Origin of the sequence: Mycobacterium sp. IS-1496, assembly GCF_001499995.1 — a bacterium.
In the GTDB taxonomy this organism is placed as follows: Bacteria; Actinomycetota; Actinomycetes; order Mycobacteriales; family Mycobacteriaceae; genus Mycobacterium.
The window spans coordinates 93798-116626 of record NZ_LQIU01000012.1; the positions used below are offsets into that span (position 1 = coordinate 93798).

The following is a 22829-nucleotide window of genomic DNA, read 5'->3' on the forward strand; positions in this document are numbered from 1 at the left end:
CCACGATGCGCTACCTGCTGACCCACCTCGACGACCTGTGGGCACTCACCGTGATTCACCTGCGGCTGTCGCTGATCCCGATCGTGCTCGGGTTGGTGATCGCGGTGCCGCTGGGCGCGCTGGTGCAGCGCACCACGGCGCTGAGACGGTTGACCACGGTCACCGCGAGCATCGTCTTCACGATCCCGTCGCTCGCGCTGTTTGTGGTGCTGCCGCTGGTCATCCCCACCCGCATCCTCGACGAGGCCAACGTGATCGTCGCGCTGACGCTCTACACCGTGGCCCTGCTGGTGCGCGCGGTGCCCGAGGCGCTCGACGCGGTGTCGCCCGCCGTGCTCGACGCCGCCACCGCCGTGGGCTACAAACCGCTCACCCGGATGATCAAAGTCGAACTGCCCCTTGCTGTTCCGGTGCTCGTCGCCAGCCTGCGCGTCGTCGCGGTCACCAACATCTCGATGGTGTCGGTCGGTTCGGTGATCGGGGTCGGCGGGCTCGGCACCTGGTTCACCGAGGGGTATCAGGCCAACAAGAGCGACCAGATCGTCGCGGGCATCATCGCGATCTTCGTGCTGGCGGTCGTGATCGACACCCTGATCATGCTGATCGGCAGGGCGCTGACGCCCTGGACCAGAGCCATCCGGCCGGTCCGGCGCAAGGCGGGGGCGGCCGCGTGAACTTCCTGTCCGAGGCGCTGTCGTTCATCTTCACCGCCGCCAACTGGGCCGGCCCCGCGGGTCTGGGCGCGCGCATCGTCGAACACCTCGAATACACCGTCATCGCGGTCGCCTTCTCCGCGCTCATCGCCGTCCCGCTCGGGATGATCATCGGCCACACCGGCAAGGGCACGTTCCTGGTCGTGACGGGAGTGAACGCGTTACGCGCGCTGCCCACCCTCGGCGTGCTGCTCCTCGGCGTGCTGCTGTGGGGCCTGGGCCTGGTCGGCCCGACCGTCGCGCTGATGCTGCTGGGCATCCCGCCGCTGCTGGCGGGGACCTACGCCGGGATCGCCAACGTCGACCCGGCGGTGGTCGACGCGGCGCGGTCGATGGGGATGACCGAGCGGCGGGTGCTGCTGCGGGTCGAGGTGCCGATCGCGCTGCCGCTGATCCTCGGCGGGCTGCGGACGGCCACCCTGCAGATCGTGGCCACCGCCACCGTCGCCGCCTACGCGAGCCTCGGCGGGTTGGGCCGCTACCTGATCGACGGCATCAAGGTCCGGGAGTTCTATCTGGCACTCGTGGGCGCACTGATGGTGACGGCGCTGGCGCTGATCCTCGACGGGTTGCTCGCGTTCGCGGTGTGGCTGTCGGTGCCGGGCACCGGGCGGTGGCGCCGGGCGGCCCGGATGCCGCAGCCGTTCCTCGGCGACGAGGTGGCTCTGGAGTCACGAAGTCACGGCGGTTCGCGGTCGACTTCGGCGGCGGGCTACGAACCGGCGGGCGCGTCGCCTACGGTAGAAGGGTGAGTGAAGCCGACCGCTCTGACCTGAAGAACACCTGGCCCGCGGTCCTGACGTGGCGGGCGCACGACGTCGCCCGGATGGAATCCGTCCGGGTGCAGTTGTCGGGCAAGCGCATCAAGGCCTACGGCCGGATCGTCGCCGCCGCCTGCGATGCGCACCCGGCGTTCTCCGCCTCCTACGACCTGGTGACCGACGAGCACGGGGCGACGAAGCGGTTGGCGATGACGGTCACACTGGCCGAGCGGGAGCGCCAGGTGTCGTTCGCCCGTGACGAAGAAAACATGTGGCTGGTCCGCGATCAGCAGAACCAGATGAAACGCGCCGCGTTCGACGGAGCGCTGGACGTGGACGTGGCGCTCAGCCCGTTCTTCAACACGCTGCTGATCCGCCGTGCCGGCCTGCACGAGCACAGCGATTCGATCACCGTCCCGGTGGTGTACGTGCGGCTGCCCGAGTTCTCCGTCGAGCAGGCGTCGATCAGCTACAGCGGCGGGCCCGGCCCCGGCGGCATCAAGGTTCAGTCGCCGGTCGCCGACACCACGATCACCGTCGACGCCGACGGGTTCATCGTCGACTATCCCGGGTTGGCAACGCGGATCTGATCACCCCGCCCGCGCGCCCGGCGGCGGCCAGTTCGTCGCGCCAGTCCTCGGCGCCGATCACGGTGGTGATGATCTCGGGGCGGCTGAAGCTGTCGTAGCGCATGCGGGCGGCGTGACCCGATTCGACCAGTTCGGCCAGCGACCCGTGCCGCGCCAGCGCCTCGCGTGCGGCGGTGAGCAGGTCGATGCTGCGGTCCAGGGCCGGGACGAGTTGCGGAGAGTTCGCCTCGCACATGGCCCGCACCAGGTCGGGCGCGGTACCGGCCACCCGGGTGCCGTCCCGGAACGATCCGGCAGCCAGCGCGAATGCCAGCGGCACCTCACCCGCGGTGACGGCCAGCGCCTCGGCGAGCAGATGCGGCAGGTGCGAAATGGCGGCGGCGGCCGCGTCGTGTTCGTCCGAGCGGGCGGGCACCACCACCGCCCGGCAGTCCAGCGCGAGCGTCATCACGTGCGTCCACACGTCGGGGTCGACGTGGTCGTCGACGCTGATCACCCACGGCGCACCGACGAACAGCGCGGCGTCGCCGGCTGCCCAGCCCGAGTGTGCGGTGCCGGCCATCGGGTGCCCGCCGACGAAGCGGTCCTGCAGGCCGAAGGTTCGAACCTGTTCCAGCACAGTGCCTTTGACACTCGTCACATCGGTGAGCGGGCAGTGCGGCGCGGTGTCGCGGATGTGGCCCAGCATCAGCCCCAGGGCGGGCACCGGCACGGCGAGCACGATCAGCGCCGACGTCTCCGCGGCGCGGCCGAGCACCTCGTCGAGGTGTTCGCTGGCGTCGAAGCCGTCGAAGCGCGCAGCCTGCACACCCTCGACCGAGCGGTTGTAGCCGAACACCACGCGTCCGGCGGCCGCGGCCGCGCGCATCACCGAGCCGCCGATGAGGCCCAGGCCCAGTACGCACACGGGTGGATTCGTCACCGTTCCAGGTTGGCATACGGTGTCTGCGGTCGTGGCCACGCCTGGTCAAAAGCGCTGGTGGGCGACTACCGTAACGCGACATGGGAGCACAGAGTGCGCCGGCGCAGGGCACGCCCGACGGGTTCGGGGTGGCCGTTGTCCGCGAGGACGGCAAGTGGCGTTGCGCGCCCATGCGACGGGCTTCGCTCAACAGCCTCTCGGTCGCCGAGAAGGAGTTGTGTGAGATCCGCAGTGCGGGAGCGGTGTTCGGTCTGCTCGACATCGACGACGAGTTCTTCGTGATCGTGCGCCCCGCCCCGTCGGGCACGCGGCTGCTGCTGTCGGACGCCACCGCGGCGCTGGATTACGACATCGCCGCCGAGGTGCTCGAACAGCTCGACGCGGACATCGAACCCGACGACCTCGACGACGTCGACCCGTTCGAGGAGGGCGACCTCGGCCTGCTCTCCGACGTGGGGCTGCCCGAGGCGGTGCTCAGCGTCATCCTCGACGAGACCGACCTGTACGCCGATGAGCAGCTCGGCCGCATCGCCCGCGAGATGGGGTTCGCCGACGAGTTGTCCGCGGTGCTCGACAAACTCAATCGGTGAGGTCCGACGAACTCCTGATCCGCGCCGCGCTCGACGCCGCGGCGCTCGCCGGTCCCAGGGATGTGCCGATCGGCGCGGTGGTGTTCGGACCCGACGGCGCCGAACTGGCCCGCGCCGCGAATGCGCGCGAAGCGCTGGGTGATCCGACCGCGCACGCGGAGGTGCTGGCGTTGCGGGCGGCGGCCGTGGTGCTCGGCGACGGGTGGCGGCTGGAGGGGACGACGCTGGCGGTCACCGTCGAACCGTGCACGATGTGCGCGGGTGCCCTGGTGCTGGCGCGGGTCGCGCGGGTGGTGTTCGGGGCGTGGGAACCCAAGACCGGTGCGGTCGGATCGCTGTGGGACGTCGTCCGCGACCGCAGGCTCAACCACCGTCCGGACGTGCGTGGCGGGGTGCTGGCCGACGAGTGCGCCCGGCCGCTGGAGGCGTTCTTCGCCCGGCAGCGCTGAGCCTCAACGCCGAACGTGCGCTCACCGCGAAATTCTGGGCGGATTCTCGCAGTGGACGCACGTTCAGCGAGGGCCGGCAGGCGATTAGGGGCTGCGCGGCCCGTTCGGTAAGCTGCCACACGGTGGCGTGTCCGAGCGGCCTAAGGAGCACGCCTCGAAAGCGTGTGACGGGTAACCCCCGTCCGAGGGTTCAAATCCCTCCGCCACCGCCACAAAGCTCCCACCGGTTCACGCTGGTCGGGAGCTTTCTTTCTCGCACGCTTACCCGGCGGACAGTAAACCCTTCCTTCCTACCTGGTGATTCTGGCTTTCCGGCGATTACGCAGCCGCTGCCTGGTCGGCAGTATTTCCTCTACCGCCCCACCGAGAGGAACCACCATGATCACCGCCACCGCCAGCAAACTGTCCCGCCGCAACTACGCCGCCGCGCTCCTCGGCGCCGCAGCCCTGTTCGCTCTCGCCCCGGCCACCGCCCACGCGCTTCCGCCGGGCAACACCACCGGCAACACCGGCTGCCACTACACCGACAAGGACGGCTACGACATCCCGATCGACGACGGCCAGTCCGTCATCGTCGACGGGAAGACCGTCACCTGCAGCGGCGGAACGATCACCGTCAGCGGGGCCAAGGTCGACGGCGTGCGCCCGCAGCGCATCCCCACCCTGCAGGTCTTCGAGGCCCAGAAGCCGGTCCTCACGCAAGCCCGCTGACCCACGCGTCGGCCCGCCACCCGCGACAGCAGATGGCGGGCCGGTTGGCGGAAGCGGTCGCCGGCGGGCCGGCACCGGCGATACTGACCCGGTGTCTGACCGCAATGTGCTCGGCGGCCCGCTGCAGGAATGCGGCACCGATCCGCTGACCGGCTTCTACCGCGACGGCTGTTGTTCGACCGGACCCGAAGACCTCGGCGCGCACACGATCTGCGCCGTCGCCACCGCGGAGTTCCTCGACCACCAGCGCTCGATCGGCAACGACCTGTCGACCCCGCGGCCCGAATACCGGTTCCCCGGGCTGAACCCCGGCGACCGCTGGTGCGTCACGGCCGCCAACTGGCTGCGCGCGCACCACGACGGGTGCGCCGCGCCGGTGGTGTTGGCCGCCACCCACGAACGGACCCTGGACGTGGTGCCGATCGACGCGCTGCGCCGGCACGCGGTCGACGTCCCCGACGACCCGGGCGGTCTCTGATCAGTAGTAGAACGCGGTGAAGTCGGGTTCCCAGCCGTCCTGACACGTCAGGACCAGCCCGTCGGGGGACTGCGCGACACCGGTGCTGCCGTCACACGGGGCGCCGATGGTCCGCACGCCCACCAGCGGTGGCTGCGGAACCCAGGCCCGCTGCGCATTGCACAGGTAGTTGTTGCCCGACGCGTCGAGCCCGAACAGGTAGCGACTGCCACCCGAGACGCAGGCGTCGCTCGGATCGATGTTGCGGTCCACGTACGGCACGCAGTCCACGCTGTTGCAGGGGATCGCCGCGGCCGGCGAGGCCGTGACGAGGGGCGCGGCGAGCACACCGCCGGCCACGGCCAGGACAGCCACCAGTTTCATGGGCTCAGCTTGCCCGATTCAGCCCGCCGGCCGCAGGAAGTTGCCCGAGACCGTGATCGCCGGCGCCGACGAATCCCCGCCGACCACCAACGTCGCGAACGCGATGTCACCGGCGATCCCCGCGAACCACCCGTGTGAGTGGGTGTTGTCGCCGAACTCCGCGGTGCCGGTCTTGCCGCCGAGGTCGGCGATGTCGGACAGCTCGCTCGCGGTGCCCTCGGTGACCGTCGCGCGCATCATCGTCCGCAATGCGTCCACCACGTCGGCGGGCAGCGGTTCGGGCTGCGTGTCGGCCGTCGTCTTCTCGCCGAGGACGAGCGTGGGGGTGATCGTCGAGCCGTGCGCGAGGCTGGCCTCGGCGACCGCGAGACCGAACGGGCTGACCGTGACCGTGCCCTGGCCGATCCCGTTCTCCACCCGCTGGGCGGCGGTGTCCGCGGCCGGCACCCGCCCGGTCACCGTGGTCAGGCCCGGGATCACGTAGTCGACGCCGATCCCGAACGCGCGCGCCGTGGTGGACAGCGCATCGGCGGGCAACCGGTCGGCGAGCGCGGCCATCGAGGTGTTGCAGGACCGGGCGAACGCGGTGGTCAGCGGCACCGTGCCGAGATCGAACTCATCGTCGTTGGGGATCGTGCGGTTCTCGATCGTGAGCCGGCCCGGACACTCCACCGGCGTCTGAGGGGTCGCCAGGCCGGCCTCGAGGGCGGCGGCGGTGGTGATCGTCTTGAACGTCGACCCGGGCGGATACAGCCCGTTGAACGCGATGGCTCCCTGCGCGTCGGCCGCCTCGTTCTGCGCGGCCGCGAGAATGCCACCGTCCGATGGCGAGATCGCGACGAGCATCGTGGGCCGCGGCTCGGCGGCGACGGCGGCCTGGGCCAGCAGCTGCAGCCGCATGTCCAGCGAGGTGCGGACGGGGTCGGTCGGTGCGGGCGGGGTGGCGGTCAACCGTTGCGCCGCGGCGCCCTCGCCGTCGACCAGGTACACCGACCAGCCGGCGGTCCGGGTGATGCGGTCGTGCCACACCTTCGGCAGGTCGGCCATCGCCGGGGAGGACAGCGCCCGGTCCGCGGTCAGCAGGTCGCCCTGCTCGACGATCGCCACACCGGGCACGGCGCGCAGTTGCTCGGCGATCGGCGTGAGATCGGCTTCCCGCAACCGGATCACGGTGACCACCTGGTCGTCGTTGCCGTCGAACTGTGCCCGGATGGAATCGGGTGTGACGGTCGGTTCGATCGGGGCGAGCAGCGCTGCGAGCGCGGGAGCCGAATCCCGATGAGCGCGGTCCAGATCGACCAGCCCGACGGTCTGCCACGTCATCAGCGGCTGACCGGTGCGGTCCAGCACCGGTGTCTGCAACTCGCTGTCCTCGCTGTACTGAAACGCCATGCCGGGCTTGAGATCCGGGTGCAGCAGCGCGGGCGACCAGTCCAGCCGCCACTCGTCACCGCTGCGCTCGGCGGTGCCGGTCGCCTGGTAACCGAACTCGCGGCCGGGGGCCAGCGTCCACCGATAGCTCAGCGTCTCGGTCGCCTCCTCACCGGCGGCCTGCACGCGCACGGTGGCGTCGGCGCCCAGTCCCGCGAACATCGCGGCCATGACCGGTTCCGCGGCGGCCGGGTCGTCGGTCTGCTGGGCGGCCGCCTTCGCGTCGCGTCGGCCGAGGGCGTCGGCGAAGGCGCGGAACGGGTCCGCGGGGCTGGGCGACGAGCAGGCCGTGAGGGTGAGGACGAGTGCGCACACCAGCGCGAGGACGAGTCGCTTCACGACCCCATCGTGACAGTCCGCGAAAAGGGCCAGAAACGCCGACCAGTAATGGGCGTCGCGTGTCGCGCGCCGAGGCGGCAGGATCGTCGCTGTGACGGAAATCAACGACCTCGCCCAGGGTCGGATGCGGATCCTCGACGCCAAAGCGGTCAACCTCGACGGATTCAGCGTCACCGACCCGGTGCTGGGCCTGGTCGCCATGCGCAGCCCACACGACCCCGAACCGTCGCTGGTGGTGCGTGACGGCCGCGTTCTCGAACTCGACGGCAGGCAGGCCGCGGACTTCGACGTGATCGACGAGTTCATCGCCCGCTACGGCATCGACCTCGCGGTCGCCGAGGAGGCGATGGCGCTCGACGATGCGGTGCTGGCCCGCATGGCGGTCGACGTCAACGTGCCGCGTGCCGAGGTGGTGCGCCTCGTCGGCGGGATCACGCCCGCCAAACTCGCCCGCGTCATGGCGGTCATGACTCCGGTCGAGATGCAGATGGCGATGCACAAGATGCGGGTCCGGCGCACCCCGAGCAACCAGGCGCACGTCACCAACCAGCTCGACGATCCGCTGCTGATCGCCGCCGATGCGGCCAGCGCGGTGGCCTACGGGTTCCGCGAGGTGGAGACGACGGTGCCGGTACTCGGTGACGCCCCGTCGAATGCCGTTGCGCTGCTGATCGGTTCGCAGGTCGGCGTCGCGGGGGCGATGGCGCAGTGCTCGATCGAGGAGGCGCTCGAACTGCGGCTCGGCCTGCGCGGGTTGACCAGTTACGCCGAGACGATCTCCATTTACGGCACCGAGCAGGTGTTCGTCGACGGTGACGACACCCCGTTCTCCAAGGCGATCCTCACCTCCGCCTACGCGTCGCGCGGGCTCAAGATGCGGGTGACCAGCGGCGGCGGCGCCGAGGTGCTGATGGGTGCGGCCGAGAAGTGTTCGATCCTCTACCTCGAATCCCGGTGCGTGTCGCTGGCGCGGGCGCTGGGGTCCCAGGGGGTGCAGAACGGCGGGATCGACGGTGTCGGCGTGGTGGCGTCGGTGCCCGAGGGCATGAAGGAACTGCTCGCCGAGAACCTGATGGTCATGATGCGCGACCTCGAGTCGTGTGCGGGCAACGACAACCTGATCAGCGAATCCGACATCCGCCGCAGCGCGCACACACTGCCGGTGCTGCTGGCCGGCGCCGATTTCATCTTCTCGGGATTCGGTTCGATCCCGCGCTACGACAATGCCTTCGCGCTGTCGAACTTCAACGCCGACGACATGGACGACTTCCTGGTGCTGCAGCGGGACTGGGGCGCCGACGGCGGTCTGCGCACCGTGTCGCCGGAACACCTGGCGCGTGTGCGCCGCCGCGCCGCCGAGGCGGTGCAGGCCGTGTACCGCGACCTCGGGCTGGCCGATTTCGACGACGACCGCATCGACGCGGTCGTGGTCGCCAACGACTCCCGCGACCTGCCCGCCGGTGATCCGAAGGCCGTGGCGGAGGCGGCCACCGCCGTCGAGGCCCGCCAACTCACCGTGTTCGACGTCGTCGCTGCGTTGCACCGCACCGGGTACACGCCGGAGGCCGAGGCGATCATGCGGCTGACCCGGGAACGCCTGCGCGGTGACCAGTTGCAGACCTCGGCGATCTTCGACGAGGAGTTCCGGGTGCTGTCCAAGATCACCGACCCGAACGACTACGCCGGGCCCGGCACCGGATACACGCTCAGCGAGGATCGTCGCGCGGAGATCGACGGTATCCGCCAGGCCCGCACCGCCGCCGAGCTCACCGCCGACCAGGCCGAGCACCAGGGCCACCTCGTGTTCTCCGACGTCGAACCGGCCCGTCAGGGCAGCGATCCGCGGGAGGTCTGCATCGGCCTGTCCCCGGCGCTGGGACGGTCGGTGTGGCTGACGCTGTGCGGTCTGACGGTCGGCGAGGTGCTCCGTCAGCTCTCCGCCGGTCTCGAGGAGGAGGGCTGTGTGCCGCGCCTGGTCCGGATCCGGTCGACCATCGACGTCGGGCTGATCGGGCTGACCGCCGCCCGCCTGTCCGGATCCGGTATCGGAATCGGGTTGCAGGGCAAGGGAACCGCGCTGATCCACCGACGCGACCTGGCACCGCTGGCCAATCTCGAGCTGTTCAGCGTCGCCCCGCTGCTGACCGCGAAGATGTACCGGGAACTGGGCCGCAACGCCGCCCGGCACGCCAAGGGGATGGCGCCGCTGCCGATCCTCGCCGGCGGCACCGACGAATCCATCTCCGCCCGCTACCACGCCCGCGCCGTGGCGTTGGTGGCGCTGGAACGCCAGGCCTGCGAACCGGGGCAGGTGCCGATCACCGTGGAGGCCGAACGCGTATGACCGACAGATTCACGGTGGAAGCCGCCGTCGACGGCAAGCTGACGTTGTCCGATCTGCGGATGGACCCCACCACGCTCGCGTACCAGGCGGTCGTCGCGGAGGAGAACGGCAATCCGCAACTGGCCGAGAACTTCCTGCGCGCAGCCGAACTCGCGGTCATCGACGACGAGGCGGTGATGGGTCTCTACGAGGCGCTGCGCCCCTACCGGTCGACGGCGGCCGAACTCGAGGCGCTGCGCGTCTCGCTGGACAACCGCGGGGCATCGCGGTGCGCCGAACTCGTGCGCCAGGCCGCCGACGTCTACGCCAGGCGAGGTCTGTTGCGGTGAGCGGGCATTCGGTCGTGGTGGCCGGATGCGACGTCGGCAACCACACCACCGAGATCGTGCTCGCCCGCGTCGGCGCGGGCGTGGTGGAGCCCCTGACCCACGGGCAGGCGCCGACCCGCGGGCGCAAGGGTTCGGCGGAGTCCCTGGAGGGGGCCGCGGCGTTACTGCACCGCCTGGAGGTCGACGCCCGGGTGCGCGTCGACGAGGTGGTGCTCGCGGCGATCCGGCCGGTGGACACCGCGACCGCGCCGCTCCCGCCCGCGGTGTCCCCGCGCGCGCCGGTGCGCAGCCTGCGCCGGCCGGACGCCAGCACGCCCGCGGGCACGGGCCACGGCGTCGGCGCCCACGTGCCGCTGGCCGATCTGTCCGGACCGGTGCATCCCGGCCCGGTGATCGTGTCGGTCTCGGCGGCAACGGATTTCGAGGTCGCCGCGCAGGCGGTCAGCGACGGGGTGGCGCGGGGCTGGGACATCGTCGGTGTGCTGGTCGCCCAGGACGATGCGGTGCTCATCCGCAACCGCATCCCGATCGACGTCCCGGTGGTGGACGAAGTCGACCTCGACGGGCTGCGCCGGGGTGCACTCGTGGCGGTCGAGGTGGTCGCCGAGGGCCGGGCGTACCGCGCGCTGGCCGATCCGATCGCGCTGTCGGCGGCGCTGCACCTCGGCCATGACCGCCTGTTCGACGTCGCCGAGTTCACCCGCGAACTGGCCGACGCCCCGGCGATCGCCGTCACCGCACGCACCGAACCACCGGCTCCACCGGCGGTCGACGACGACTACGTCGACTGCCGCACCGGCGGCGAGATCGTCCGGTACGTCCCTGCGGCGGCGCACGCCGTCCTGCGTCTGGAACCGCCGGGCAGCGCGGTCGAGGTCCGGTTGCGCGCGGTGCCGGCCGCCGAGCACGGCATCGCGGTCGACGACGCGTTCTTCACCGACCTCGCGGCGATCGACAACGGCGCATGGTTGCGCCGCGGCGTGGCCGACGCGCGCGGCACCGTCGTCGCGCTGCTCTCCGCCGAGCCGGTGACCGACGCGGCCGCAACGCTTTCCGCGCTGACCGGCCGCCCCGCGAGCACCATGGCCGGCGAACCCGCGGCGGCCGCACGTGGCGCGCACACCACGCCGGGACTGCCGCCTGCAGCGGTGGTGTGCGACATCGGCGGCGGCACAGTGGATCTGATCGGGCAGGGTCGCACGGTCACCGCGGCCGGCGCCGGCGAGACGATCACCACGGCGGTGGCCCGGGTGCTCGGCATCCCGCGCGCGCTGGCCGAGCGGGTCAAACGGACACCGGCGCTGCGGGTGGAGGGTCCGCACGTCGCCCATGAGGAGGACGGCCGCCGGGTGTTCCTCGACAGCCCGGCGCCCGCCGACGCGATCGGCAGGTTGTGCACGCGGGGCAGCGCGGGTCTGGTGCCGTTCTCGCACCGGTTGGCCGCCGAGGAGTGGCGCAGCCTGCGGTTGGCGATCAAACAGGAGACCGTCGCGGCGAACATCGCACGGTGTCTGGCCACGTTCGACGAACCGCCGCGCGCGCTGGTACTCGCCGGCGGCGGCGCACTCGACGACGAACTGCTGCGCACGGTGGGGGAGTCGCTACGGCCGGCGCGGGTGGTGGTGGGCCGGGCCGACATCGACGGGGTGCACGGTCCGCGGTTCGCGGTGGCCTCCGGTCTGGTGCACCTCTATGCCGAGGAGCGGGCGCAAGCCGTTCCTCGCGGGTGAGGCTCAGGCGGCGTCGGCCGGGGTGTCCTGGGCCTCGCGGTCGGTGTCCTGGTCGGGCGCCTCATCGGCGGGTTCGGTCTTCGCCGAACCGTCGTCACGCGGCCCGGAATCCCGGTCCCCGACCGATTCGTCGTCGTCGTTCGTGCGCTGCACGGCTTCGGCGTCGTCCCGGAGGTCGTCGGCGACCTGCTTCTGCTTCTTCTTCGCCACCCGGGTGTTGACGGCGGGCGCGGACGGCAGGGCGTCGACGAAGTTCTGCGCGCCGTCGCGCAGCGCGTCGGGCAGCGCGGATGCGGTCTCGACGATCCGGTCGGGCGGGGTGATCACGGAGAACCGCGTCGGCTGGTCGGCGTCCTGGTAGTCGGCCTTCTCGTCCACCCCGACGGTGCGGTAGTCGCGGTCGGTGTAGCCCATGTCGACGAGCAGGCGCAGCGTGGGTTCGACGGCGCCGACGAACGGTTCGACCACCGCCGTGGTCCCGGTGGCCGCCGCCAGATCGCGGATCGGCCGCAGCAGGGGAAGGTGTTCGGCGCGGATGAGGACGTAGGTGTCGGTGCCGCCCGCGTCGCTGGTCACCACCATCACCGACTGCGGGGCGGATTCCAGGTCGACGTTGTCGGGTCCCTGGTCGCCGTGGACGTAGATCAGGCCCGCGACGGCGTTGGCCAGCGACAGCGGGTTCGCATACGCGGGGAAATCGCCGATGAGGTCGTACTCGAGCGTCACGAACGTCTCGTCGTACGGCGACGGCGCCGCCGCGCCGGTGCTGGTGAACCCGGGGAGCCGCAGGCCGGGGAACCGGGAGTAGACGCCCCCGTTGGGAACGAACGGCGCGGCGATGAACAGGAAGGTGATGCCGTCGACGTCCGGGGCGCCGTCGGCGACCAGGGCGCGCTTGTACCGCTCGGCGACCAGGGAGCCCTCCGAGTAGCCGACGATCAGCACGGAGCCGTCGGCCGCGTCCACCGCATCGTCGAGCGGTTCCTGCCCGGCGGCGACGCTCGGATCCACCGGCAGCTGGGCCGGATACCGCACGCCGACGAACGGCTGCCCCGGCGCCACCAGCGCGCCCTCGAACTTGTTCGGGATCCGGTCGCTGGTCGGATTCCGCCAGCCGCCGACGCCGATCACCGTGTCGGCGGTGGGAATCGTGGCGGCGGTCGCGTTGGTGGCGTGACCCAGAGCCAACGCGGTGGAGATCGCGGCGGTGGCGCCGGCGACGAAGACGGGGGCCGCAGCGGAACGCCGCGTCCTGCGATGTTTGGCCAAGACCGTGCTTTCTGGGAAGGGTGGCGGAGAAGTCGCCGACCTCGAAGGCTACCGCACAGCAAATCGACCCGCGCACCGAAACCGTTACCGCAGCAACGAAGACGGCGGCCGCCCGCAGGGCAGCCGCCGTCACCGTGCAGATGCAACGACTACGGGCAGGTGACCTCGATCTCGAAGGGTTTGGTCACCGGCTGCAGCGGGTTGGCCATGTCGACGCCGGTGGCGTTGCCCTTGATGTTGTAGGTCTTGTCGTCCTTCTCCACCTCGGCGTTGCCCTGGCCGGTGCCCTGCTGGAAGCCGAGCGTGACGCCGTTGAAGTTGCCGAGGCCGACCGACTGCACCGCCGGCGGATCGGCCTCGGTGACCACCGCACCGATCCCGGTGGTGGCCTGACCGATCGCGATGTTGAGGTTGCCGCCCATGGAGGTGCAGGCGACGGTGCCCTGGATGTTCTGTTCCTGTCCGTCGATCACGACCTTCGCGCCGCCGGGGGCCGAGGTGGCCTCCGCCGAGGCGCTGGCCGTGGCGGTGTCGCCCGACTCCGCGGATGTCGTGGACTCGGAGGAACCGCTGTCCGAGGAACAGCCCGCCAGCCCCGCGATCACGATCGCCGCGCCGCCCACGCTCACCAGGAACCCACGTTTCACAATCGATCTCCTTCAGTCTTCGCGGCCCGTCCTCAGTGGCGGAGCCGTCCCGAGCAGTATCGGTGCGCTCAGCGCCGCCGATCATGATATTCGGGAAAATCCGCTTGCGGACGCGAGTAGGTTCGCCGTCATGCAGACCCTGCGCACCCCGGACGACCGCTTCCGGAGCCTGCCTGACTTCCCTTATCCGCCAGACTATTCCGACATCGACGACGGTGACGGTGGGCACCTGCGGGTGGCCTGGGTGCAGGACGGCCCGGTCGACGGCGAACCGGTGCTGATGCTGCACGGGCAGCCGTCATGGTCGTTCCTCTACCGGAAGATGATCCCCGTGCTGGCCCGCGCGGGGTACCGCGTGGTGTGCCCCGACCTGGTCGGCTTCGGCCGCTCCGACAAGCCCACGCGCATCGAGGACCACACCTACGCCCGGCACGTCGAGTGGATGCGGACCCTGGCGTTCGACGTGCTCGACCTGCGCGGTGTCACGCTCGTGGCACAGGACTGGGGTGGGCTGATCGGGTTGCGGTTGGCGGCCGAGCACCCCGACCGGTTCGCCCGCATCGTCGCCGCGAACACCGGTCTGCCCACCGGCGACTTCCCGATGCCCGACGTCTGGTGGCAGTTCTACAACGCCATCTCGAGCCTCTCGGAACTGGAGGTCGGGAGCTGGGTCCAGGCCGGTTGCGCACGCCCCATGTCCGTCGAGGTCCGCGCCGCATACGACGCCCCGTTCCCGGACGACTCCTATTGCGCCGGCCCCCGGGCGATGCCGCTGCTGGTGCCGACGACTCCCGACGACCCGTCGTCGGCGGCGAACCGGGCGGCGTGGGCGACCCTGACGCGAAGCGAGACCCCGATGCTCGTCGCGTTCAGCGACAGCGACCCGATCACCGGCCCGATGGCGCCGATCTTCGCCCGCCAGATGCGCGGCGCCGCGGGCATCGACCACCCGACGATCCGCGAGGCGGGACACTTCCTGCAGGAGGACGCCGGCGAGGAACTGGCGGCGGCGATCGTGGATTTCCTGGCCCGGCACTGATCGGTGTTGAATACCTGCGTGCAGCAGGGGTTCTTCGACGTCGAGACCGAACTCCCCGGACGACGGGGCCGGGTCGGCGTGATCCACACGCCGCACGGGGACATCGAGACGCCGGCGTTCATCGCGGTCGGAACCCAGGCCACGGTCAAGGCGGTGCTGCCTGAGACGATGAGTCAGCTTGGCGCCCAAGCCGTTCTCGCCAACGCCTACCACCTGTACCTGCAGCCCGGGCCCGACATCGTCGACGCCGCCGGCGGGCTCGGCGCGTTCATGAACTGGTCCGGACCCACGTTCACCGACAGCGGCGGGTTCCAGGTGATGTCGCTGGGAGTGGGGTTCAAGAAGGTGCTCGCGATGGACACCGCGCGGGTGCAGACCGACGACATCATCGCCGAGGGCAAGGAACGGCTGGCGCACGTCGACGACGACGGTGTGACGTTCCGCTCGCATCTGGACGGCTCGCGTCACCGCTTCACGCCCGAGGTGTCGATCGGCATTCAGCACCAGCTCGGCGCCGACATCATCTTCGCGTTCGACGAGCTGACCACGCTGGTCAACACCCGCGGTTACCAGGAGCAGTCGGTGCAACGCACCCACGAGTGGGCCGTGCGGTGCCTGGCCGAGCACAGGAAGCAGTCGGCGTTGCGGGCGGAGAAGCCGGCGCAGGCGCTGTTCGGGGTGGTGCAGGGCGCGCAGTACGAGGATCTGCGCAGGCAGGCCGCCCGCGGACTGACCGAGATCGTGGACGCCGAGGGGCAGGGTTTCGACGGGTACGGCATCGGTGGGGCGCTGGAGAAGCAGAACCTCGCCACCATCGTCGGTTGGGTCACCGACGAACTGCCCGACGACAAACCCCGCCACCTGCTCGGCATCAGCGAACCCGACGACCTGTTCTCCGCGGTCGAGGCCGGCGCCGACACCTTCGACTGTGTGTCGCCGTCGCGGGTGGCCCGCAACGCCGCGGTGTACTCGGCGACCGGTCGCTACAACATCACCGGGTCGCGCTACCGCCGAGACTTCACGCCGATCGACGGCGAATGCGACTGCTACACCTGCGCCCATTACACCCGCGCCTACATCCACCACCTGTTCAAGGCCAAGGAGATGCTGGCGTCGACGCTGTGCACGATCCACAACGAACGCTTCGTCATCCGCCTCGTCGACCAGATCCGGGCCTCGATCGTGGCGGGCAACTTCGACGAACTCCGCGAGCACGTGCTGGGCCGCTACTACGGCTAGTGGCACTCTGACCTTCGGTTTCCCCGCGCGGCTGCACAATGACAGCCATGACCACCGCGGATCCCCAGACGCTGCTCGGCCGGCTGCTCGACCCCGCCAACCGCGCCGATCCCTACCCGCTGTACGCCGATCTGCGGGCCGCCGGACCGCTGGTGCTGCCCTCGGCGAACCTGGTGGTGTTCTCGTCGTTCGCCGACTGCGACGAGGTGTTGCGGCACCCCGCCTCGGCCAGTGACCGGCTGAAGTCGACCGTCGCGCAACGGGAGATCGCCGCGGGCGCGGTCGCGCGGCCGTTCGGCGCGCCCGGATTCCTGTTCCTGGACCCGCCCGACCACACGCGGCTGCGCCGGCTGGTCAGTTCGGCGTTCGTGCCGAGGGTGGTCAAGGCGCTGGAACCGGAGATCGTGTCGCTGGTCGACGCGCTGCTCGACGCGGTGGCGGCCAAGGGCGAGTTCGACGTCGTCGCCGATCTGGCCTATCCGCTGCCGGTCGCGGTGATCTGTCGCCTGCTCGGCGTGCCGCTGGAGGACGAGCCGCAGTTCAGCCGCGCGTCGGCGTTGCTGGCCCAGTCCCTCGACCCGTTCGTCACCGTCGCCGGGCAGGCGGCGCAGGGGTTCGAGCAGCGGCTGGAGGCGGGGCAGTGGCTGCGCGGGTACCTGCGGGAGCTGATCGGCAAGCGCCGGGTCGAACCGCGTGACGACCTGATCTCCGGGCTGATCGCCGCCGAGGAGGCCGGTGACCAGCTGACCGAGGACGAGATCGTCGCGACCTGCAACCTGCTGCTGGTGGCCGGACACGAGACGACGGTCAACCTGATCGCGAACGCGATCCTGGCGATGCTGCGCCACCCGGATCAGTGGGGCGCGCTGGCCGCGGATCCGCAGCGGGTGTCGGCGGTGGCCGAGGAGACGCTGCGCTACGACCCGCCCGTGCAACTGGTCGGCCGTATCGCCGCCGAGGACATGACCGTCAACGGGGTGACGGTGCCCAAGGGCGACTGCATGCTGCTCCTGCTGGCGGCCGCGCACCGCGATCCGGACGCCTTCGAGCGGGCCGACGCGTTCGACCCGGACCGAGCCCACCTCCGGCACCTCGGGTTCGGCAAGGGGCCGCACTTCTGCCTCGGGGCGCCGCTGGCCCGGTTGGAGGCGGCGGTCGCGCTGTCGGCGGTGACGGCCCGTTTCCCCGACGCCCGATTGGCGGCCGACCCGGTCTACAAGCCGAACCTGACGCTGCGCGGCATGGACACGCTCCCCGTCGCCGTGTAGCGCCCAAACGAACAAACGGGCGGGAAAGTGCGAGAAGAACTCGCCATTTCGTCGATCTCGGCGGCGAGCGCCGTCCAGCGGCACGCTTTCCGTCGCCATATGGCGCCCAAACGAACGAATCGGCGGAAAAGTGCGAGTAAAGCCGACCATTTCGTCGTTCTCGGCGGCTAGGTTCGAGGGATGCGAATCTTGTTGGTGGGCGCCGGCGGCGTCGGTTCGGCGTTCTGCGCGATCGCCGCGCGCCGCGACTTCTTCGAGCAGATCGTCGTCTGCGACTACGACGAGGCCCGCGCACGCCAGGCGGCCGAAGCGGTGGGTGACCCGCGGTTCGCCTCGGCGCAGGTCGACGCGACGTCGGCGGACGGGGTCGCGGCGCTGGTCCGCGAGCATGCGATCACCCACGTCATGAACGCCGTCGACCCGCGGTTCGTGATGCCGATCTTCGACGGGGCGCTGGCCGGCGGCGCCGACTACCTCGACATGGCGATGAGCCTGTCGCACCGCCACCCCGACCGGCCCTACGAACTGACCGGGGTGAAACTCGGCGACGAACAGTTCGCGGTCGAGGACCGGTGGCGCGACGCCGGCCGGTTGGCGCTCGTCGGCATCGGCGTCGAACCGGGCCTGTCCGACGTGTTCGCCCGCTACGCCGCCGACCACCTGTTCTCCGACATCGACGAACTCGGCACCCGCGACGGGTCCAACCTCACCGTCGAGGGTTACGACTTCGCGCCCTCGTTCTCCATCTGGACCACCATCGAGGAATGCCTCAACCCACCGGTCATCTGGGAGGACGGCCGCGGCTGGTTCGTCACCGAACCGTTCAGCGAGCCGGAGACCTTCGACTTCCCCGACGGCATCGGCCCGGTCGAGTGCGTCAACGTCGAGCACGAAGAGGTGCTCCTCATGCCGCGCTGGGTGAAGTGCAAACGGGCGACGTTCAAGTACGGTCTGGGCGCCGAATTCATCGATGTGCTCAAGACGCTGCACAAACTGGGCCTGGACCGCACCGACAAGGTCAGGGTGGGTCCCGTGGAGGTGTCACCGCGCGACGTGGTGGCCGCGTGCCTGCCCAACCCGGCGACGCTCGGTCCGAAGATGAAGGGCAAGACCTGCGCCGGGCTCTGGGTGACGGGCACCGGCAAGGACGGCAATCCGCGGTCGACGTACCTCTACCACGTCGTCGACAACGAGTGGTCGATGGCCGAATACGGCCACCAGTGCGTCGTCTGGCAGACCGCCATCAATCCCGTTGTGGCACTGGAACTCCTGGCCAACGGCACCTGGCGCGGTGCCGGCGTGCTCGGTCCTGAGGCCTTCGACGCGGTGCCGTTCCTGGACCTGCTCACCGAATACGGCTCCCCCTGGGGCGTGCAGGAGATCTAGAGCGGGTTGAGGATGCGCTGCAGGAACTGACGCGTGCGCTCCTCCTTCGGGTCGCCGATCACCGCCTCGGGCGGCCCCTGTTCGAGGATGACGCCCCGGTCGGTGAACAGCACCTGGTGCGACACCTGTCGCGCGAACTGGATCTCATGGGTGACGACGACCAGAGTCCACCCCTCGACGGCCAGATCCTTGATGACGGAGAGCACTTCGCCGACGAGTTCGGGATCCAGGGCCGAGGTCGGCTCGTCGAACAGGACCACCTTGGGCCGCAGCGCCAACGCCCGCGCGATCCCGACCCGCTGCTGCTGTCCACCGGAGAGCTGGTACGGGTACTGGTCGCGTTTCTCCGCCAGCCCCACCTGGGCGAGCAGCTCGTCCGCGGCCGCCTCGGCCTCCTCCTTCGGTCGCTTCTGCACGACGATCGGGCCCTCGGTCACGTTCTGCAGCACCGTCTTGTGCGGAAACAGGTTGTGGGACTGGAAGACGAACCCACTCTGCATCCGGTAGCGGCGCAACTCGTCCTTGCGCACCGGCTTGGCGAAGTCGACGCTGACGTCACCGATGCACACCGTTCCGGCATCGGGCACGTCGAGCGCGTTGAGCGCGCGCAGCAGCGTCGTCTTGCCCGACCCCGACGGCCCTATGATCGTCGTCACCGACCCCGCGGGCACCCGGAACGACACGCCCTTGAGCACTTCGTTGTCGCCGAAGGCCTTGTGCAACCCCTCGGCGACCACCCGATCCTCGGTCATCTCGCCACGTACCTTTCCAGCCGGCGTTCGATGCGGCCCTGGCCGAACGACAACACCAGGCAGATCACCCAGTAGTACACCGCGGCAGTGCCGTACAGCGCGAAGAACTCGAACGTCGGGGCGGCGACGATCTGCGCCTGCCGCAACAGTTCGGTCACCAGGATGGTCGACGCGAGTGACGTGTCCTTGACCAGCGAGATGAGCGTGTTCGACAGCGGCGGCACCGCCACCCGCGCGGCCTGCGGCAACACGATGCGGCGCAGCGACGTCGCGTAGTTCATGCCGATCGTCTCGGCGGCCTCCCACTGACCCTTCGGGATGGACAGGATCGCCGACCGGATGATCTCGGCGGCGTAGCCACCGACGTTGAGCGAGAACGCGATCACCGCAGCCGGGAACGGGTCGATACGGACCCCGAACTCCGGCAGCGCGAAGAACACGATGAACAACTGCACCAGCAGCGGCGTACCGCGGATGACGGAGATGTAGAAGCGGGCGACATTGCTCAGCACCACATTCGACGACAGCCGGGCCAGCGCCACCCCGAGCGCGATCACCAGGCCGATCGCGAAGCTGATCACGGTCAGCGGAATCGTCATCGTCAGCGCCGCCCGCGCCAGCGGCCACAGATTGTCGCCGATCAGCTGCCACGTCGAGCGCGGCGCCGCGGCGTCGGCCCGTTCGGGTGCCCCGGAGGCGTTGGCGTTGAGGTACTTCTGCGATATCGACGCCAGCGTGCCGTCGGCGCGCAACTCGTCGAGTGCGCGGTTGAGTTCGGGCAGCAACCCGCTGTCCTTGCGCGCGGCGAAGCCCTGTTCGCTCTTTTCCCCGACGGTACCGGCGATCTTGACCGAGGTGTCGCCGGTCTCGGCCAGGTACGCGTACACCGCGATGCTGTCGTTGACGACGACGTCCACCCGGCCCTGGTTGAGCAGCGTGATGGCCTGGGTGAAACCCTCGACGGCCTCGACCCGGGCGCCGGCCTTGCGCGCGACCTCCGACCAGTTGCTGGTGGCGTTCTCCGCGGCGACCTTGCCCGCCAGGTGGTCAAGCGTGGTGATGGAGTCGTCGTCGGCGCGGGTGACGATGACGCCCTCACCCACCGAATAAGGCTGGGACAGGTCGTATTTGGCCTGCCGTTCGGCGTTGATGGTGACCTCGTTGGCGACCACGTCGAAGCGGCCGGCCTCCAGCGCGGCGAACATGGAGTCCCACGGCGTCTCGACGAACTCGACCGTCACCCCGATTCGCTCGGCCACCGCCCGTGCCACGTCGACGTCGTAGCCGACGAGCTGACCGGAGGCGTCGTGATAGCTGAACGGGGCGTACACCCCCTCGGTGCCGACGCGCAGCACCCCCGCCGACTTGATCGGTTCGTCGCTGCTGTCCCCGCCCGATCCGCACGACGCCACGGCCAGGACGGCGAGCAACATCAGGAGCGCTCGAAGAAACCTCACCGGCGGACGCTAACAAGCCCGCCGTCGCGACAGTAGGGTTCTGCTCAGTCCGGGACGTATATCCACGGATGGCGGGGGAGCCGGGCCGGGTCGAACCGGTCGAGGAGTTCGTCGAGTGTGTGAGCCGGCCAGCCGAGCGAGGCGGTGATCCGGGCGAACGCGCGCTGCACCCCGATCTCGGCGAGCGTCACGGCGCCGTCGCGCTTGGCCAGCCGGGCGCCGTCCTCGTTGAGCACCAGCGGGACGTGGGCATACGTCGGCTCCGCGAATCCGAGCAGTCGGGCGAGGTAGGCCTGGCGCGGTGAGGAACTGAGCAGGTCGTCGCCGCGCACCACCTGGTCGATGCCGGACGCCGCATCGTCGACCACCACCGCGAGGTTGTAGGCGGGCACCCCGTCGCCGCGGCGCACCACGAAGTCGTCGACGATGCCGGTGTGCTCACCGTGCAGCAGGTCGGTGACGGTGTAGGTGAGGACGTCGGTGCGCAACCGCAGGGCGGGCGGGCGGCCGGTCTCGCGGCGGCGCGCGGCGCGCTGCGCGTCGGTGAGATCGCGGCAGATCCCTGGATAGGCGCCCTGCGGTGCGTGTGGCGCACGGGGTGCCTGCGCGATGTCCTTTCTGCTGCAATAGCATTCGTAGACCATGCCGTCGGCGATCAGACCGTCGATGACGCTGTCGTACCGGTCGCGGTGTGCGGACTGGTACTCCGCGGGCCCGTCCCAGGTCAGTCCGAGTGCGGCCAGGTCGTCGAGTTGCCGGGCGGCGACGTCGGAGTCGGTGCGGTAGTCGAGGTCCTCGACCCGGATCAGGAAGCGTCGGCCGGTGGACCGGGCGAAGAGCCAGGCGAGCACCGCCGTGCGCAGGTTGCCGATGTGCAGATCGGCCGACGGGCTCGGCGCGAACCGGCCCGCGGGGGAGCGGGTCACGACCGCAATCTAGCCCGCACCAGCGCGTCGGTTCGGTACCGGTCGACGGAACCCGTACGCTTACTGTGACCGCCGTGGACACATACATTTAGGGGACGCCGTGGCGAAGGACCTGACACAGGTGCAACTGCTGACCGAGCTCGAACCGGTCGTGGAGGCCAATCTCAACCGTCACCTGCGCATGCGCAAGGACTGGAACCCGCACGACTTCATCCCGTGGTCGGACGGCAAGAACTTCTACGCGCTCGGTGGCCGGGACTGGGATCCCGAGCAGTCGCAACTGTCCGAGGTGGCCAGGACGGCGATGGTGCAGAACCTGCTCACCGAGGACAACCTGCCGTCGTATCACCGCGAGATCGCGATGAACTTCGGCCTCGACGGCGCCTGGGGGCAGTGGGTCAACCGCTGGACGGCCGAGGAGAACCGGCACGGCATCGCGCTGCGCGACTACCTGACGGTGACCCGCGCGGTCGACCCCGTCGAACTCGAGGAACTGCGCGTCGAGCAGATGACCCGCGGCTTCTCCCCGGGCCAGAACGGCCAGGGCGAGGCGGCGTTGTTCGCCGGAAGCCTGTTCGACTCGGTCATCTACGTGTCGTTCCAGGAACTCGCCACCCGCGTCTCGCACCGCAACACCGGCAAGGCCTGTAACGACCCGATCGCCGATCAACTGCTGCAGCGGATCTCCGCCGACGAGAACCTGCACATGATCTTCTACCGCGACGTGTCCGAGGCCGGGTTCGACATCGCACCCGACCAGGCCATGCACTCGCTGCACCACGTCCTGCGCAACTTCAAGATGCCGGGGTACACCGTTCCCGACTTCCGCCGCAAGGCCGTCGTCATCGCCGTGGGCGGCGTGTACGACCCGCGGATCCACCTCGACGACGTGGTGATGCCCGTGCTCAAGAAGTGGCGGATCTTCGAGCGCGAGGACTTCACCGGTGAGGCCGCCCGCATGCGCGACGACCTCGGCGTACTCGTCGAGGAACTCGAGGAGACGTGCGAGAAGTTCGAGACCGCCAAACAGCGCCGCCTCGAGCGCGAGGCCAAGATGGCCGAGAAGCGCAACGCCAAAGTGGCCGTCTCCGTTTGA

23 protein-coding genes and 1 tRNA gene are annotated in these 22829 nt (G+C 70.1%); 16 read left to right on the forward strand and 8 right to left on the reverse strand.

From position 1 onward, the window contains the following. The first annotated feature begins 5 nt into the window (after positions 1 to 5). The 3 genes from AU195_RS07910 to AU195_RS07920 are packed head-to-tail and all read left to right on the forward strand — an operon-like array spanning position 6 to position 2064. A complete protein-coding gene (locus tag AU195_RS07910) occupies positions 6 to 674 on the forward strand; it encodes an ABC transporter permease (protein WP_059158510.1) in 669 nt (222 codons plus the stop codon). Beyond that, entirely contained in the window at positions 671 to 1465 is a 795-nt protein-coding gene (locus AU195_RS07915; RefSeq protein WP_059158511.1) for an ABC transporter permease, read from the forward strand. Before AU195_RS07910 ends, AU195_RS07915 begins: the two co-directional genes overlap by 4 nt. Then, positions 1462 to 2064, forward strand: a complete 603-nt coding sequence (locus AU195_RS07920) for a putative glycolipid-binding domain-containing protein (RefSeq protein ID WP_059158512.1) — start codon at positions 1462 to 1464, stop codon at positions 2062 to 2064. The genes AU195_RS07915 and AU195_RS07920 overlap by 4 nt, the downstream gene beginning before the upstream one ends. Here AU195_RS07920 and AU195_RS07925 read toward each other — a convergent pair. Then, positions 2027 to 2971, reverse strand: coding sequence for a prephenate dehydrogenase (locus AU195_RS07925; protein ID WP_059158513.1), 945 nt, complete (start codon positions 2969 to 2971; stop codon positions 2027 to 2029). The genes AU195_RS07920 and AU195_RS07925 overlap by 38 nt on opposite strands. Positions 2972 to 3066: 95 nt before the next feature. Here AU195_RS07925 and AU195_RS07930 point away from each other — a divergent pair, with 95 nt between their 5' ends. The 5 genes from AU195_RS07930 to AU195_RS07950 all read left to right on the forward strand — a co-directional run bounded on the left by AU195_RS07930 (position 3067) and on the right by AU195_RS07950 (position 5214). Then, entirely contained in the window at positions 3067 to 3576 is a 510-nt protein-coding gene (locus tag AU195_RS07930) for a tRNA adenosine deaminase-associated protein (protein ID WP_059158514.1), read from the forward strand. Continuing rightward, complete coding sequence (locus tag AU195_RS07935) at positions 3573 to 4025, forward strand: nucleoside deaminase (protein ID WP_059158515.1); 453 nt, start codon at positions 3573 to 3575, stop codon at positions 4023 to 4025. Before AU195_RS07930 ends, AU195_RS07935 begins: the two co-directional genes overlap by 4 nt. A 121-nt stretch (positions 4026 to 4146) precedes the next feature. Continuing rightward, positions 4147 to 4237: transfer RNA gene (locus tag AU195_RS07940), tRNA-Ser, on the forward strand. A gap of 166 nt (positions 4238 to 4403) precedes the next feature. Then, entirely contained in the window at positions 4404 to 4736 is a 333-nt protein-coding gene (locus tag AU195_RS07945) for a hypothetical protein (RefSeq protein ID WP_059158516.1), read from the forward strand. A gap of 91 nt (positions 4737 to 4827) precedes the next feature. After that, the gene (locus AU195_RS07950) at positions 4828 to 5214 is read left to right on the forward strand and encodes a DUF2237 family protein (RefSeq protein WP_059158517.1); all 387 of its coding nucleotides are present in this window, start codon (positions 4828 to 4830) and stop codon (positions 5212 to 5214) included. On the opposite strand, the gene AU195_RS07955 is transcribed toward AU195_RS07950, so the two are convergent. After that, a complete protein-coding gene (locus tag AU195_RS07955; protein ID WP_059158518.1) occupies positions 5215 to 5577 on the reverse strand; it encodes a hypothetical protein in 363 nt (120 codons plus the stop codon). It abuts the gene before it with no gap. Between the two features lie 18 nt (positions 5578 to 5595). Beyond that, positions 5596 to 7347 carry a penicillin-binding transpeptidase domain-containing protein gene (locus AU195_RS07960; protein WP_059158519.1) on the reverse strand — a complete coding sequence of 584 codons (1752 nt, stop codon included), beginning with the start codon at positions 7345 to 7347 and terminating at the stop codon, positions 5596 to 5598. A 124-nt stretch (positions 7348 to 7471) separates the two neighbouring features. On the opposite strand from AU195_RS07960, the gene AU195_RS07965 reads away from it, so the two are divergent. From AU195_RS07965 to AU195_RS07975, 3 genes are read left to right on the forward strand one after another with little or no spacing between them, the layout of a single operon-like run. Continuing rightward, a complete protein-coding gene (locus tag AU195_RS07965) occupies positions 7472 to 9691 on the forward strand; it encodes a propanediol/glycerol family dehydratase large subunit (RefSeq protein WP_059158774.1) in 2220 nt (739 codons plus the stop codon). Next, positions 9688 to 10020, forward strand: a complete 333-nt coding sequence (locus tag AU195_RS07970) for a diol dehydratase small subunit (RefSeq protein ID WP_059158520.1) — start codon at positions 9688 to 9690, stop codon at positions 10018 to 10020. Before AU195_RS07965 ends, AU195_RS07970 begins: the two co-directional genes overlap by 4 nt. Continuing rightward, positions 10017 to 11750 carry a diol dehydratase reactivase ATPase-like domain-containing protein gene (locus AU195_RS07975; RefSeq protein WP_059158521.1) on the forward strand — a complete coding sequence of 578 codons (1734 nt, stop codon included), beginning with the start codon at positions 10017 to 10019 and terminating at the stop codon, positions 11748 to 11750. Before AU195_RS07970 ends, AU195_RS07975 begins: the two co-directional genes overlap by 4 nt. Before the next feature lie 3 nt (positions 11751 to 11753). On the opposite strand, the gene AU195_RS07980 is transcribed toward AU195_RS07975, so the two are convergent. Together AU195_RS07980 and AU195_RS07985 are read right to left on the reverse strand one after the other, a co-directional pair. Continuing rightward, complete coding sequence (locus AU195_RS07980; RefSeq protein WP_286149158.1) at positions 11754 to 13019, reverse strand: PE-PPE domain-containing protein; 1266 nt, start codon at positions 13017 to 13019, stop codon at positions 11754 to 11756. 149 nt (positions 13020 to 13168) lie between these two features. Next, positions 13169 to 13666, reverse strand: a complete 498-nt coding sequence (locus AU195_RS07985; protein WP_059158522.1) for a lipoprotein LpqH — start codon at positions 13664 to 13666, stop codon at positions 13169 to 13171. A gap of 130 nt (positions 13667 to 13796) precedes the next feature. Here AU195_RS07985 and AU195_RS07990 point away from each other — a divergent pair, with 130 nt between their 5' ends. The 4 genes from AU195_RS07990 to AU195_RS08005 all read left to right on the forward strand — a co-directional run bounded on the left by AU195_RS07990 (position 13797) and on the right by AU195_RS08005 (position 18598). Next, entirely contained in the window at positions 13797 to 14705 is a 909-nt protein-coding gene (locus AU195_RS07990) for a haloalkane dehalogenase (RefSeq protein ID WP_059158523.1), read from the forward strand. A gap of 18 nt (positions 14706 to 14723) precedes the next feature. After that, complete coding sequence (tgt, locus tag AU195_RS07995) at positions 14724 to 15944, forward strand: tRNA guanosine(34) transglycosylase Tgt (RefSeq protein WP_059158524.1); 1221 nt, start codon at positions 14724 to 14726, stop codon at positions 15942 to 15944. A 38-nt stretch (positions 15945 to 15982) separates the two neighbouring features. Beyond that, positions 15983 to 17212, forward strand: coding sequence for a cytochrome P450 (locus AU195_RS08000; RefSeq protein WP_059158525.1), 1230 nt, complete (start codon positions 15983 to 15985; stop codon positions 17210 to 17212). A gap of 180 nt (positions 17213 to 17392) precedes the next feature. Continuing rightward, positions 17393 to 18598 carry a saccharopine dehydrogenase C-terminal domain-containing protein gene (locus AU195_RS08005; protein ID WP_059158526.1) on the forward strand — a complete coding sequence of 402 codons (1206 nt, stop codon included), beginning with the start codon at positions 17393 to 17395 and terminating at the stop codon, positions 18596 to 18598. On the opposite strand, the gene AU195_RS08010 is transcribed toward AU195_RS08005, so the two are convergent. From AU195_RS08010 to gluQRS, 3 genes are all read right to left on the reverse strand, one after another. After that, positions 18595 to 19350 (reverse strand): amino acid ABC transporter ATP-binding protein, encoded by a 756-nt coding sequence (locus AU195_RS08010; protein WP_059158527.1) that lies wholly within the window; start codon positions 19348 to 19350, stop codon positions 18595 to 18597. The genes AU195_RS08005 and AU195_RS08010 overlap by 4 nt on opposite strands. Continuing rightward, positions 19347 to 20783 carry an ABC transporter permease subunit gene (locus tag AU195_RS25085; RefSeq protein WP_082702991.1) on the reverse strand — a complete coding sequence of 479 codons (1437 nt, stop codon included), beginning with the start codon at positions 20781 to 20783 and terminating at the stop codon, positions 19347 to 19349. Before AU195_RS25085 ends, AU195_RS08010 begins: the two co-directional genes overlap by 4 nt. A 68-nt stretch (positions 20784 to 20851) precedes the next feature. Next, the gene (gluQRS, locus tag AU195_RS08025) at positions 20852 to 21733 is read right to left on the reverse strand and encodes a tRNA glutamyl-Q(34) synthetase GluQRS (RefSeq protein WP_059158528.1); all 882 of its coding nucleotides are present in this window, start codon (positions 21731 to 21733) and stop codon (positions 20852 to 20854) included. Between the two features lie 100 nt (positions 21734 to 21833). On the opposite strand from gluQRS, the gene AU195_RS08030 reads away from it, so the two are divergent. Next, entirely contained in the window at positions 21834 to 22829 is a 996-nt protein-coding gene (locus AU195_RS08030; protein WP_059158529.1) for an acyl-ACP desaturase, read from the forward strand.